Source organism: Bartonella sp. CL436QHHD (assembly GCF_042195105.1).
Classification (GTDB): Bacteria; Pseudomonadota; Alphaproteobacteria; order Rhizobiales; family Rhizobiaceae; genus Bartonella.
This window is the reverse complement of record NZ_JBHINR010000026.1, coordinates 42,560-57,184: the sequence shown is the minus strand read 5'-3', so window position 1 is coordinate 57,184 and position 14,625 is coordinate 42,560. Positions and strand designations below refer to the sequence as shown.

The window sequence follows — 14,625 nt, the reverse complement described above, 5'->3', positions numbered from 1 at the left end:
TCTAAAAAGCACAAACTGTTTATATAAAGCTATTTAGCAGTAATTTACATTGACAACAATGATATCATTTTTCCATTTTCAACAAATTGAGTTATGCTGAATCATTGTGTTTTGCTGTATATGTTCTTAAATAGGACAATAGTAATTGAGTTTTACATTGTATGAAAAGAAAACAATATTAAAAAGTAAAGTTAATATTAAGGAGTTTCCTTATGACAGAACATAAGCCAGACATAATGTATGGTACAACAATTATTACGGTACGAAAAGGTGGAAAAGTCGTGATGGCCGGTGATGGTCAGGTCTCTCTTGGACAGACAATTATGAAAGGCAATGCACGTAAAGTGCGTCGTCTTGGAAAGAACGGAGTGGTTATTGCTGGTTTTGCAGGTGCTACGGCAGATGCTTTTACATTACTGGAGAGATTGGAAACAAAGCTTGAACAATATCCTGATCAGCTTATGCGTGCCTGTGTAGAACTTGCAAAAGATTGGCGAACAGATCGCTATTTGCGTCGTCTCGAAGCAATGATGCTCGTGGCTGATAAGAAAGTAACTTTGGCTTTAACAGGGCTTGGTGATGTCTTAGAACCAGAAGATGGGGTTATGGCAATTGGCTCTGGAGGAAATTTTGCTCTTTCAGCAGCGCGTGCACTCATGGATTTGGATTTGGATGCAGAAACTATTGCTCGTAAAGCTATGGCTATTGCCGCTAAAATTTGTGTTTACACCAATGATCATTTTACGATTGAAACATTGGATGCAGAATTATCTTCTTTAGAGAAAGCTATTTAAATGTGTGTTGTATTTTCCCCTCGTGAGACTGTTTCTGAACTTGATCGTTTTATTATTGGCCAAAATGATGCCAAACGCTCTGTAGCTATTGCATTGCGCAATCGGTGGCGTAGGCAACAGCTTGATGAGCCGATGCGTGAAGAAGTTATGCCAAAAAATATTTTAATGATAGGGCCAACAGGTGTTGGTAAAACAGGAATCGCACGTCGATTAGCAAAACTTTCTGGAGCACCCTTCGTTAAAGTAGAAGCGACGAAATTTACTGAAGTTGGTTATGTGGGACGTGATGTTGAGCAAATTATTCGAGATCTTGTTGAAATTGCCATTTCTCTTGTACGTGAAAAGAAACGAGATGAAATAAAAGAAAAGGCTCACGTGAATGCTGAAGAGCGCGTTTTAGACGCCCTTGTTGGTAAAACAGCAAGTCCTGCTACCCGTGATAGTTTTCGTAAAAAATTGCGTGAAGGTGAGCTGGATGAGAAAGAGATTGAAATTGAAGTCGCCGATAATAATAGCAATAGTGCTTCAACCTTTGATATTCCTGGTATGCCTGGGGCACAAATGGGTATTATGAATTTATCAGATATTTTGGGCAAAATGGGCAGTCGTACAAAAGTCCGTAAGACGACGGTAAAGGATTCTTTTAAACCGCTCATTGATGATGAATCTGAAAAACTCCTTGATCAGGAGCAAATTATTCAAGAGGCGCTTCGTGTTGCTGAAAATGATGGTATTGTTTTTATTGATGAGATTGATAAAATTGCAACTCGAGACGGTGGAGCCAGTGCTGCGATTTCGCGTGAGGGCGTTCAACGTGATCTTTTGCCTTTGGTGGAAGGAACAACAATTGCTACAAAATATGGGCAAATCAAAACAGATCATATTCTTTTTATTGCCTCAGGTGCATTTCATGTTTCCAAGCCATCTGATTTATTACCGGAACTTCAAGGACGTTTGCCCATCCGTGTGGAGCTCAATCCTTTAACAAGGGAAGATTTACGACGCATTCTAACAGAACCAGAAGCCAGTTTGATTAAACAATATATTGCTCTTATGGCAACGGAAGAGGTTCATTTGGAAATTACCGATGATGCAATTGATGCTTTAGCAGATATTGCTGTAGATTTAAATGCAAGGATTGAAAATATAGGGGCACGTCGTTTGCAAACAGTGATGGAGCGCGTTTTGGATGAGATTTCTTTTACGGCGCCAGATAAAGCTGGAACATCGTTTAAAATTGATGCTGCTTACGTAAGAAAATCTATTGGCGAGCTTGCTGCTGATATCGATCTTTCCCGTTTTATTCTTTGAAAGTTATTGCTTGTTTTGTTTATCTGCGCGCTTCGATAATTTTGAAACCATGGGCTTGTTCATGTATCAACACTGTGCGGAAAATATTTTTTAATAATGTTTCATAAGGCAGGTGGCGGTTTGCAACAAAAAGCAGACTGCCGCTTGGTTTTAAGCACTTTGCAGCATTTATAATAAAATTTTTTCCTAATGAAACATCTGTCGTTTGTTGTGTGTGAAACGGTGGATTTGAAATGATTGTGTCATATAGATTTGTGATAGGTTCATGTACAAGGTCATGCCAATAAAAATGAATTGGAAAAGGAGCTGTTATGGATTTAAGGTGCCGTTTTGCTGCTCTCAAAGCGTTGTAGTCGGCTTCATAAAGGTCTAGAGCGGTGAGTTTTTCACTTCTTTCAAGTGCAACGTGAGAAAGATAGCCCCATCCAGCACCAAAATCAGCCGTTTTTCCAGAAATAACTTTGAACATATAAGACGCAAGCGCAGCAGATCCTGGATCAATACGTCCGTGTGAGAACATACCAGAAGCGGTTTGAAAATTACCAAAAGTGAGCGGTGGTGAGCGCAATTGCGCAATGTTATGTCTCTCAATTTGTTGAGGAACTTGCAACCAAAATACAAGACCATGATTTTTAGATAATTTATTGGTGATGGGAACAATTGTTTTGACCCATTTCATCATTGAAGCAGCACCAGCAGTTTTATTCCCACTGATTACAATCCATCCATTGGGTTTAACGCATTCTAATAAATCAAGAAAACAGTTTTGGTTCAAACCACGATATTTGCTCAAATGTAAAAATGCACCATCATAGCTGAAGGTTTTATCTATTTGAGGAGAGCAGTGAAATTGAGTATCGACAAATTTTAAAAAATCTGGTCGCCAAGGCGTAATAACTCTTAAATTTTGTGCCCATTCTTGAGCTGGGATTTCTGTTAAACCAAAACTTAGCCAACACTGGTTTGGATCAGGATACGGGAGTTCATGATTTTCAAAAGGCAAAAATAATAACACATATGACTCTTTCAAAGAAAAAAATGCCACTCCAATATTGGGATGGCATTTCATGATACGATAAGAAGAAAAACTTACTCTTCTTTTTTCTTACGGCGGCGCTTATTTTCAGGTTGTTTTTTTTCATCCACGCACTTTTCTTCATTCATCGCTTTATCACCGGTGATTTCCTTTCCGGTTGTTTGATCAACGACCTTCATTGATAACCGAACTTTTCCACGCTCATCAAAGCCCATTAATTTAACCCAAACTTTGTCACCTTCTTTTACAATATCGGTTGTTTTGCTGACGCGTTCTGATGCAAGCTGAGAGATATGAACGAGTCCATCACGAGAACCAAAGAAGTTTATAAATGCACCAAATTCTGCAGTTTTTACAACTGTTCCTTGGTAGATAGCACCAACTTCAGGCTCATCGACAATAGAATGGATCCAGCGTTTTGCCGCTTCAATGGTTTTAGCATCAGCAGAAGCAATTTTAATGGTACCATCATCTTCAATATTAATTTTTGCTCCAGTTTGTTCCACGATTTCCCGAATAACTTTACCACCAGAGCCGATAACATCACGGATTTTATCGACAGAAATATTCATAACTTCGATTCGTGGAGAAAATTCACTCAGCTCAGCACGTGCACTGGTTAAAGCTTTCGCCATCTCATTAAGGATATGAATTCGGCCTCCTTTGGCTTGTTCAAGCGCGATTTTCATAATCTCTTCGGTAATACCATCAATTTTGATATCCATTTGCAAGGCAGTAATACCATTTTCTGTTCCTGCGACTTTAAAATCCATATCTCCAAGATGATCTTCATCCCCTAAAATATCAGAAAGAACAGCAAAGCGTTCTCCTTCTTTAATCAAGCCCATAGCAATACCAGCAACAGGGCGTGCTAGAGGAACACCAGCATCCATAAGAGCAAGTGAGGTTCCACAAACCGTTGCCATAGAAGAAGAGCCATTGGATTCAGTGATTTCTGAGACAGTACGAATGGTATAAGGAAAAGATTCTTTCGTTGGCAACATGGGGTGAATTGCCCGCCATGCCAATTTACCATGTCCAATTTCACGACGACCAGGAGAACCAAGGCGTCCCGTTTCACCCACTGAAAATGGTGGGAAATTGTAATGGAGAAGGAATGTTTCCTTATACATTCCCGTTAAGGAATCAACATATTGTTCATCTTCACCAGTTCCTAGCGTTGCAACGACAATAGCTTGTGTTTCTCCACGGGTAAAGAGTGCTGATCCATGTGTGCGGGGTAAAATACTTACTTCTGATTGGATAGGGCGCACGGTAGAAAGATTGCGTCCATCAATCCGCTTTTGGGTATCAAGAATGTTCCCACGAACAATTTTTGCTTGCAACTGTTTAAATACGGTTGCAATTTGATCTGTACTAAATTGACAGTCTTTTTCTGTTTCTGGCATAAATTTATTGAGGATTTCTGTCTTTAGTGCATCAATTGCAGCATAACGTTCTTGCTTATCAGTAATTGTGTAAGCCTTTCGTATATCCTGTTCTGCCATTTTCTGCATCGCTTTTTCAAGTTCAGAAAGATCTTCAGGAACAAAATCACGAGGATCTTTTGCAGCAACTTCAGCAAGCTTTATAATGGCATCAAGGACAGGTTGAAGGCCTTGGTGACCAAACATCACGGCCCCCAACATGATATCTTCCGGTAATTCTTGTGCTTCTGATTCAACCATCAAAACAGCACTTTCTGTTCCAGCAACAACAAGATCAAGTTTTGATTCAGGCATTTCATCGATATGAGGATTAAGAACATATTGTCCATTACAATAGCCAACGCGTGCACCAGCTATAGGTCCCATGAAAGGAACACCTGACAGGGTCAATGCGGCAGAAGATGCAATCATCGCAAGGATATCGGGATTGTTTTCGAGATCATGCTGTATAACGGAAACAATAACTTGTGTATCATTTTTATATCCCTCAACGAAAAGGGGACGAATTGGGCGATCAATCAAACGTGAAACCAAAGTTTCATTTTCACTTGGTCGACTTTCACGTTTTAAATAGCCCCCAGGTATTCTACCAACAGCATAGAATTTTTCTTGATAATTAACAGTGAGTGGAAAAAAGTCCTGGTCTGGTTTTGGGTTTTTGGCCGATACAACGGTTGCTAAGACAATAGTTTCTCCATAGGTAGCAATCACTGCACCATCAGCTTGACGCGCTATTTTCCCTGTCTCAAGGGTGAGAGGACGCCCAGCCCATTCAATTTCTATCTTGTGCGTTTTGAACATTTTTTATCCTTAATGACCAGTGTTTAAATCTTTGATTGCTTACATTCTGGTTGTGCGCAGCATATTTGCAAGTTTTGGGGTGGACAACAAATTACTTCCTTTGTTGCGAGAAGAGAGAAGTAAATCGCATTAAATGTGAAACGATGAGCAGTCCTATCCCATAATAACTTATCAGTTTTTAAAATTTTTAATTAAAAGCAACACATTGAAAAAATGGGTGGTTTTTTTAAATACCACCTCCATTTTTCTTTTAGCGACGTAAACCTAACTTCTTTATAAGTGTCTGATAACGATTTTGGTCAACTCCTTTAAGATAATCAAGAAGACGCCGGCGTTGAGACACCATCTTCAAAAGACCACGACGAGAATGATTATCTTTTTTGTGAGATTTAAAGTGGTTTGTTAAATTAGAAATACGTTCAGAAAGTACAGCAATTTGCACTTCTGGTGATCCTGTATCACCAACTTTGTTTGCGTATTCTGCGACAAGAGCTTTTTTACGTTCAGCTGTAATCGACATCGTATTATCCTTTCCAAAAACGAAGAAACATAAAGTCACCCATAGCCGAGATGTCGTTCAGCTAGGGTCTGTGAGAAAACAGGAAAAGTCGAAGACTCTTACCTAATTTCGTTCTTATATAGGAAAGAAGGTTAAAATACTAGTCCTTGACAGCATTTTGAAGTCTTTCTTTAAATAAAAGCTTTTGTTTTGAAATATTGATTTAAATAGAGTTTTATGAGAAGTTTTTTAAACAATTATGCATCCTTTTGATACAAAGATTATGAGCGTGTGTGTGTGGTAACAAAAGTGATAAATACCGTTGGAGGAAAAAGATGCAGAGCATTTCAACATTAAAACTTTTTCGTAATTCGGTATTTCGAAATTTATGGTCATCTACTCTTATTTCTAATTTAGGGGGGCTGATACAAGCTGTTGGAGCAGGGTGGTTAATGGCGTTGATTAGTTCTTCGCATTCCATGGTTGGGCTAGTTCAAAGTGCCACAACATTACCACTTGTTATGTTTTCTTTGATGGCAGGGGCATTAGCTGATAATTTTAATCGGCGTCAAATTATGTTGTGTGCACAGATTATGATGATGGTCATATCGATGAGTTTATCTGTTTTAGCCTATATGGGATTTCTAACACCTTGGCTTTTGTTATGTTTTACGTTTTTGATTGGATGTGGCACAGCTTTTTATAATCCTTCTTGGCAAGCAACGATAGGAGATATTGTGAGCAGGGAAAATATTCCTGCTGCTGTTAGTTTGAATAGTGTTGGCTTTAATTTGATGCGGAGTGTTGGTCCTGCTATTGGGGGTGCCATCATTGCAACTTTAGGGGCATCGGCTGCTTTTTTGTTTAATGCTATAAGCTATATTCCTCTTATTGGTGCGTTGTTTTTCTGGAAGTCGAATTATGAAAACAACTCATTGCCACGAGAAAGGCTGTTAGGAGCTGTCTCAGATGGTTTGCGTTATGTTGCGATGTCACCTAATCTCCTGAGCATTATGGTTCGAGCGTTCCTTTTTGGTATAGGAGCAATTTCTATTTTAGCACTTTTGCCAATTGTTGCGCATAAAGTTCTTGGAGGAAGTGCCCTTCTTTATGGTACATTGCTTGGTTGTTTTGGGTTAGGAGCCATGACAGCAGGCATTATTAATGCAGTTGTACGGCATCATTTTCGTTCAGAAACAATTATTGCAAGTGCATTTATTGGTTTCGCCTTTTCTTGCTTTTTATTGGGAATCAGCCGTTCACTGATTATAAGCCATATTGCTTTATTTCCTGCAGGTTTATGTTGGGTTTTGGCCTTATCATTGTTTAATACATCTGTACAACTCTCTACACCACGCTGGGTTGTTGCACGTTCTTTAGCTCTTTATCAAACGGCATCTTATGGGGGGATGGCTATTGGAAGTGCAATCTGGGGAGGTTTAGCTGATGGTTATTCTCCAACAATTGCTTTGAGCGTTTGTTCTTTATTCTTGATTTTTGGTGCTCTTGCAGGGGTAAAATTTAGAATTCAAGAAATTCCTCAGATAGATTTAAATCCTCTTGATCATTTTAGAGAGCCGGAATTATTACTCGACCTCAAAGCAAGAAGTGGCCCGATCATGATAATGATTGATTACCAAATTCATGAAAATGAACTCGAAGAGTTTCTCAAAGTGATGACGCGTCGACGCCATATTCGATTACGTGATGGTGCGCGTCAGTGGGTCCTTTTACGAGATCTTGAAAGACCTGAATATTGGACAGAGGCTTATCATATGCCAACATGGGTAGATTATTTACGCCATAATCATCGTCGTACAAAAGCAGATGCAGAAGTCAATAAGCGTCTGCGTCATTTAAATTGTGCTCCTAACGGTATAAGAGTGCACCGCATGATTGAACGCCAAACAATACCTCAAGCCAATGAGATGCTTTTAAAAGTTTCCTCTGATCATCTCCCTTAGGGTTAAAACAGTTTTTGTAAATATTAAATATGTTAATATTATTTCGATCAATTTGTTAGCTTAATCATAACAAAAAATTGCTGTTTCAATAGTTAATAAATTGATTTATAACGGTTATTTACAATTTTTCATGTTGAGTGATAGTTCTGAAAGTCTTAAGCTTTTCTCGTTTCAAATCTATTTAGAGTAAATCAGTCCACATCTTCGCTTGCACATTACAAACGAGGGCTAAAGTGTGAGTAAAAATGATTGAAAAAGAAATAAAAAGCCTCTTATGAATCCCTTCAAATGCAAGGATTATTGCGACATTAAGAGGAAAAAGTGTGTGGTGGTGTTAGCTTATAGCACTGACTTAAATTTTGATATGAATACGGTAAATATAGACAATGAAAAGCACCATATTTTTCTTAATTGATAGAGAAAAATATCTTTTCGCAAAAGGTGGTTGTGGAAAAGAATCGATTAAATTGTGAAAATCCGCTTTGGTTTAAATAGACCTTTGTCGAGAATGCCAATAGCAAGAAGTTGTTCCTTATAGAGGACACAAATTTCCTCTTCATCAAGAGGTACTTTGTGATGATTCAAGAGGATAGAATGACCCTTGATAATTCTCTGTGCTTGAGTTTCATTAAGGATATAGTGAGGGAGGCAATCTAATGCGGCACTTGTGTCAATTAAGAGCCCATCGAGTGTTGAGAAGTTTTTTTCAAAAGAACGATTATTTTCATCTGTAGTGTTTTTATTTGGCGGAATGGCCGCTTTTAGTTCCTCCCATGTAATGAGATCTTCTTCATCAAAAGGTGCGACGGCAATACGTCTTAAATCAGCAATATGCCCATAGCAACCGAGATCACGTCCCATATCGCGTGCTAAAGAGCGCACATAAGTTCCTTTTCCGCAGGTTATTTCAAAGACAGAATGCTCTTTAGTAGGCATTTCTAATAACTTGAAAGTTTCTATTTCCACTTCACGGGGCGGAATTTCAACAACTTCCCCTTCACGCGCTAAATCATAGGCACGATTTCCAGCAATTTTGATTGCTGAAAATTGTGGAGGTGTTTGCAAAATAATACCCGTATATTGAGGAAGAAGAGCAAGTATTTCTTCTTGTGTTGGACGTATGAGAGAAGTTTTCGTTATTTCTCCTTCTAGATCATCTGTTGAGCGCTCTTGCCCCCAAGCAATATGAAAACGGTAAGTTTTTTTGCCTTGCATCACGTAAGGAACGGTTTTGGTTGCTTCGCCCAATGCAATAGGAAGGAGACCAGAAGCAAGAGGATCAAGTGTACCCGCATGTCCTGCCTTTTGAGCATGAAAGAGCCATTTGATTTGTGAGACAGCTTCTGTTGATTTCATTCCTTTTGGTTTATCAAATATGACCCAGCCAGAAACAGGACGCCCTTTTTTCTTGTGTTGCCGCGCCATATCTTTAATCCTCATCTGTATCACTATGGTGAAGATCGCGTGCAACCTCAGGCGAGCGAAGGAGGGCATCAATTTTTGAAAAATTATCAAAACTATTATCAAGCCGGAAACGCAGTTCTGGCATATATTTCATTTGTCGCAACGCATGACTGATTTCTCCACGGAGAAAACGACTATGTTTATTGAGGGTATCAACAACATCGGTATGAGAAGCATTTTTAAGAGTGCTGAGAGGTGATACAAAGCAAGTAGCAATTTTTAAATCTGGTGACATGCGTACTTCAGAGACAGAAATAACAATATCTTTTAAGATATCATCAAGCAAAATATCACGCTGTAATATATGCGCTACTGCATGACGTACTTGCTCTGCTACTCTAAGTTGCCGTTGTGATGGTCCTGCATTTTTCATCAAAGTTTTATCCTTGCTACAAGATCTCTTTTTTTGACCATTTAGATAAGGAAAAAAAGATATTGTGTATAAAATCTAATAACTTTTTCTCATTTTATAACAGAATAAGGTTATTGGATTATTTTATAATGTGCGATTAATATGTTCGATACGGAAGGTCTCAATGATGTCTCCTGCGCGCATGTCGTCATAATTTTCAAAGGCTATTCCACATTCTTGACCACTTTGCACTTCACTGACTTCATCTTTAAAGCGTTTGAGTGTTTTCAGCTTTCCTTCGTGAATAACGATATTATCGCGGATAAGGCGAACACCGGCTCCTCGTTCTATTTTACCTTCTGTAACACGACATCCTGCAACTTTTCCAATTTTTGTAATGTTAAAGACTTCTAGAATTTCAGCATTACCAAGGAAAGTTTCACGCTGTTCTGGTGAGAGTAATCCAGACATGGCAGCTTTGATATCGTCAACAAGATCATAAATGATGTTATAATAACGAATTTCAATTCCTTGTGTTTTAGCAAAATCACGTGCCTGCTTATTGGCTCGAACATTAAAGCCAATTACAGCAGAGTTAGAAGCTTCCGCAAGAGAAATATCACTTTCGGTAATTCCGCCAGCACCAGAATGTACAATACGCGCACGAACCTCATCATTTCCGAGTTTTTCCAATGCTGAAGCAATTGCTTCAATTGATCCTTGCACATCCCCTTTTATAATAAGAGAAAACTCCTTAACACCAGTCGTTTGCAATTTTGTCATCATCTGTTCAAGAGAACCACGCGAACCAGTTTGCCGCGCAACAGCTTTATCACGTGCTAATCGTTGACGATATTCAGAAATTTCACGTGCTTTTGCTTCATGTGTGACAACAGCAAAACGGTCTCCGGCTTGTGGTGTTCCTTGCATGCCTAAAATTTCAATCGGTGTAGAGGGAACGGCTTCTTTGACATGGCGGCCATGGTCGTCAATCAAAGCACGCACACGACCCCATTCATTTCCGGCAACTATAATATCAGAAGGGTGTAATGTACCTTTTTGAACAAGAACTGTTGCAACAGATCCACGTCCGCGATCCAATTTGGCTTCAATGATAACGCCCTCTGCAGTTCGTTGAGGATCTGCTTTCAGATCAAGCATTTCAGCCTGAAGAAGGATAGCTTCGAGAAGTTTATCAAGATTTTGACCAGTTTTAGCAGAAACTTCAACGTCCAAAGTTTCACCGCCCATAGTTTCAACAAACACTTCATGTTGTAGAAGTTCTGTACGTACTTTTTGTGCATTCGCAGCTGGTTTATCAATTTTGTTGATAGCAACAATGATAGGTACACCAGCGACTTTCGCATGATTGATTGATTCAATCGTTTGGGGCATAACACTATCATCAGCGGCTACAACGAGAACAGCAATATCAGTAACACGAGCTCCACGTGCACGCATAGCCGTAAATGCAGCATGACCAGGTGTATCAATAAAGGTAATTTTTTGACCGTTTTGTTCTACTTGATAGGCACCAATATGCTGCGTAATACCTCCTGCTTCGCCAGAAACAACATTTGCTTTACGAATAGCATCCAAAAGAGAAGTTTTTCCGTGGTCAACATGGCCCATAATGGTTACAACAGGGGGACGCTGCTGCATGTTTTGAGGATTATCTTTTATATTAAAGATACCTTCTTCTACGTCAGATTCTAAAACACGTTTAACAGTATGGCCAAATTCAACAGCGATGAGTTCGGCAACATCTGCATCAATAACATCGCCAGGTTTCATCATTTGTCCTTGTTTCATCAAGAATTTAATCACATCAACAGAACGCTCCGTCATACGTTGTGCGAGCTCTTGAATGGTAATCGTTTCAGGAAGAACAACTTCGCGAGAAATTTTTTCTCTTGGTTCTTGATTTTGTGCACGCTTAAACTTTTCCTGTCTACGCCGCATTGCAGCCATTGAGCGCCCACGTGCGTTTCCTTCTTCATCCAGTGCACTATTCAGAGTTAGCTTTCCGCGTCGCCGCTCATCAGCTCCTTTGACAACTTTTGGTACACGTATTTCTGATTTAGCAGGATTAGCACGTCGACTATGCCGTTCTTCCTCTTTATTGTCATCTATTTTGCGTTTTTCAATCACGGTTGTGTTTTTAGGCGCAATAGGAATATCTGTCTGTTCAATGAGAGGGGGAACAGGTGGAGTCTGTACTGGTGATATTTCTTCTTCTTGTTGGAGATGTATTTCTTTTTCTTTACTTTCTTGCTGTAAAATTTCTTCACGCTCTTTAGCGCGTCTTGCTTCTTCTTCGGCTTGTTCTCGCGTTATTCTTTCTTGGATATGTGCTTCTTCTAACGCGCGAAGTCTCGCTTCCATTTCAGTTGATGAAAGATTGCTTTTGGCCACAGATTCTTGAGGCTTTTTTCCCTCAAAACGCGGTTTAGAACGCTGGGGGGCCACATGCGGCTTTGTAATGGGCTGTAGGGTTTCAGCTTTTTCATCAGGTCGCGTAATTTTACGCCGTTTGGTTTCGACAACGACAGCCTTCGTACGGCCATGACTAAAATTTTGTTTAACCGTGCTCGTTTCCAAGACAGACCTCTTGAGAGTTAGTGTCTTCTTGACGGTTGTTTTGTCGTTGTTATTTTCACTCATTGTACTTCCTTCACGGCTTGTGCCGTCATCTCACTAGACTTACTATGCTTGTCGTCACGATAGCTGATCAATTTACATGTCGTTTTGAGAAATCCTTCAGCAGCCTTTGTGTCCAGTAAGGCCGCGTGCATTACAGGATTAGAGCCAAAAGCCACTCGCATTTCATCACTTGTAAATAAAGATATGGTTTTTATAGTCCGATTTGTTTGTTGTTGTATTGAATGGATGGCCTGTGCAATTTTTCGTTTCCCATCTTCTGTTGTTTCTTTAGCATGAAGTACAAGAATAACTTTACCAGAGCGGATAGCAGCGTCAACCTTTGTTGCTCCCATAACAATTGCTCCCGCTTTTCGTGCCATGGAAAGGCTTGAAAGAGCGGCTTTTAGTAAAAGCGTATCAATAACATGCACAAGATTTGGTGCAACCTCAACATCTGTTTTAAAATTTCTATGAAAAGCTTTCTGTTTTATTGCTTTCTCAATAACAGCGTGATGGGCGGAAATCCAAACGCCACGCCCTGGTAAATTCGCTTTAAGATCAGGAACAATTTGGTTATTGGGACCAATAACAAAACGGATCAGCGTTTGTGCTGAAGCATTTTTTCGGGTCACAATGCAAGTCCGTTCATTCATTTAAAGTGTATCCACATCCAAATCATCTATTTTTTCATTTTCTGTAGAATTTTCATCTTCTACAGGATTTTCTGTAACAAGATCAGCTTGGTCTATCCAGCCTGCTTGTACACGTGCGGCTAAAACCATAGCTTCTGCATCTGCGCGTGTAATGTCAAAAGGGGTTAAAATACCAGAAAAATTCTGTGTTTGACCTTCTTTGCGTTCTCTCCAACCAGCTAAATCATCAACGGCATAGCCAGCAAAGTCTTCTATCGTTTTTACACCATCCTCACCTACAGCAACCAACATAGCACTTGTCATTCCAGGAAGTGTTCGCAATTCGTCAGAAACTCCGAGCTTCTTGCGTTTTTCATCAAGTTCTTTTTCTTGATGATCAAGATATTCGCGGGCACGACTTTGGATTTCAGCGGCGGTATCATGGTCAAAACCATCAATAGAAGCGATTTCTTCAAGATCAATATAGGCGATTTCTTCAATAGAAGAAAAACCCTCTGATGCCATAACCTGTCCGATCATTTCGTCAACCTCTAAGGCTTCCATAAACAATTTACTCCGTTCAGTAAATTCTTTTTGACGATTTTCAGATTCTTCCTTTTCCGTTAAAATATCAATGTTCCATCCTGTTAGCTGTGAAGCCAAGCGAACATTTTGCCCACGTCGTCCAATAGCAAGGCTAAGTTGATCATCTGGCACAATAACTTCAATCCGTTCAGCATCTTCATCAAGGATAATTTTAGAAACTTCAGCAGGTTGCAGTGCATTAACGACAAATGTTGCCGCATCAGGCGACCAAGGAATAATATCAATTTTTTCGCCTTGTAATTCAGCAACAACAGCTTGTACACGACTTCCTCGCATTCCAACGCATGCTCCAACAGGATCAATGGAACCATCGCGTGAAACAACGGCGATTTTAGCCCGTGAACCTGGATCACGAGCTACAGATTTGATTTCTATAATACCATCATAAATTTCTGGCACTTCCATAGTGAAAAGTTTTACCATAAATTGGGGATGTGTGCGTGAAAGGAAGATTTGCGGCCCACGCGTTTCACGGTGTACATCATTGACAAAAGCACGAATGCGATCTCCATAGCGGAATGATTCACGAGGAATTAATTCATCACGGCGCACAATAGCTTCACCACGCCCTAGATCAACGATGACGTTACCATATTCCACACGCTTAACTGTACCAGAAATAATTTCACCAACTTTATTTTTGAATTCCTCATATTGCTGATCACGCTCTGCGTCGCGTACTTTTTGTACAATAACCTGTTTAGCAGATTGTGCTGCGATACGTCCAAAATCCATAGGAGGTAAAAGATCAGCAAAAAAATCACCAATTTTTGCTTCTGCTTGATGTTTGAGAGCATCAGACAAAGTAATTTCCGTTGTATAGTCTTCAACGACATCAACGATTTTAAGCAGGCGCTGTAATTTAATTTCACCTGTTTTAGAATTGATTTCAGCACGGATATTGGTTTCTTGACCATAACGAGAACGTGCTGCTTTTTGAATAGCATCAGCCATCGCAGAAATGACAATTTCACGGTCGATTGACTTTTCACGTGCAACAGCATCTGCAATTTGCAGAATCTCAAGCCTGTTAGCGCTTGTAGCCATCAATTTTCTCCTTCTTTGTGCCACACGA

General features: G+C 39.7%; 11 protein-coding genes. 3 read left to right on the top strand and 8 right to left on the bottom strand.

Annotated elements, in window-relative coordinates:
- Nucleotides 1-212: 212 nt before the first annotated feature.
- Both hslV and hslU read left to right on the top strand, forming a co-directional pair.
- Nucleotides 213-794: an ATP-dependent protease subunit HslV gene (gene hslV / locus ACFIKN_RS03460; protein ID WP_012754621.1), complete on the top strand. Its 582-nt coding sequence runs from the start codon at nucleotides 213-215 to the stop codon at nucleotides 792-794.
- Nucleotides 795-2,105 carry an ATP-dependent protease ATPase subunit HslU gene (gene hslU, locus ACFIKN_RS03455; protein ID WP_375631079.1) on the top strand — a complete coding sequence of 437 codons (1,311 nt, stop codon included), beginning with the start codon at nucleotides 795-797 and terminating at the stop codon, nucleotides 2,103-2,105.
- Between the two features lie 19 nt (nucleotides 2,106-2,124).
- Here the strand turns inward: hslU and ACFIKN_RS03450 are convergent, their stop codons facing one another.
- The 3 genes from ACFIKN_RS03450 to rpsO all read right to left on the bottom strand — a co-directional run bounded on the left by ACFIKN_RS03450 (nucleotide 2,125) and on the right by rpsO (nucleotide 5,910).
- Nucleotides 2,125-3,120, bottom strand: coding sequence for a class I SAM-dependent methyltransferase (locus ACFIKN_RS03450; protein WP_375643389.1), 996 nt, complete (start codon nucleotides 3,118-3,120; stop codon nucleotides 2,125-2,127).
- A gap of 74 nt (nucleotides 3,121-3,194) precedes the next feature.
- Nucleotides 3,195-5,390 (bottom strand): polyribonucleotide nucleotidyltransferase, encoded by a 2,196-nt coding sequence (gene pnp, locus ACFIKN_RS03445; protein ID WP_375657912.1) that lies wholly within the window; start codon nucleotides 5,388-5,390, stop codon nucleotides 3,195-3,197.
- A 250-nt stretch (nucleotides 5,391-5,640) separates the two neighbouring features.
- Complete coding sequence (gene rpsO / locus ACFIKN_RS03440) at nucleotides 5,641-5,910, bottom strand: 30S ribosomal protein S15 (protein ID WP_375611819.1); 270 nt, start codon at nucleotides 5,908-5,910, stop codon at nucleotides 5,641-5,643.
- Nucleotides 5,911-6,224: 314 nt separating this feature from the next.
- Here rpsO and ACFIKN_RS03435 point away from each other — a divergent pair, with 314 nt between their 5' ends.
- Entirely contained in the window at nucleotides 6,225-7,853 is a 1,629-nt protein-coding gene (locus ACFIKN_RS03435) for an MFS transporter (protein ID WP_273790593.1), read from the top strand.
- 462 nt (nucleotides 7,854-8,315) lie between these two features.
- Here ACFIKN_RS03435 and truB read toward each other — a convergent pair whose 3' ends face one another.
- The 5 genes from truB to nusA all read right to left on the bottom strand — a co-directional run bounded on the left by truB (nucleotide 8,316) and on the right by nusA (nucleotide 14,597).
- Entirely contained in the window at nucleotides 8,316-9,278 is a 963-nt protein-coding gene (gene truB / locus ACFIKN_RS03430) for a tRNA pseudouridine(55) synthase TruB (RefSeq protein WP_375643393.1), read from the bottom strand.
- Nucleotides 9,279-9,282: 4 nt separating this feature from the next.
- Complete coding sequence (gene rbfA, locus ACFIKN_RS03425; protein WP_375637598.1) at nucleotides 9,283-9,690, bottom strand: 30S ribosome-binding factor RbfA; 408 nt, start codon at nucleotides 9,688-9,690, stop codon at nucleotides 9,283-9,285.
- Between the two features lie 123 nt (nucleotides 9,691-9,813).
- A complete protein-coding gene (gene infB / locus ACFIKN_RS03420; RefSeq protein WP_273790590.1) occupies nucleotides 9,814-12,333 on the bottom strand; it encodes a translation initiation factor IF-2 in 2,520 nt (839 codons plus the stop codon).
- Nucleotides 12,330-12,965 (bottom strand): RNA-binding protein, encoded by a 636-nt coding sequence (locus ACFIKN_RS03415; protein ID WP_273790589.1) that lies wholly within the window; start codon nucleotides 12,963-12,965, stop codon nucleotides 12,330-12,332. The genes infB and ACFIKN_RS03415 overlap by 4 nt, the downstream gene beginning before the upstream one ends.
- A complete protein-coding gene (nusA, locus tag ACFIKN_RS03410; protein ID WP_375631074.1) occupies nucleotides 12,966-14,597 on the bottom strand; it encodes a transcription termination factor NusA in 1,632 nt (543 codons plus the stop codon).
- Between the last annotated feature and the right edge of the window lie 28 nt (nucleotides 14,598-14,625).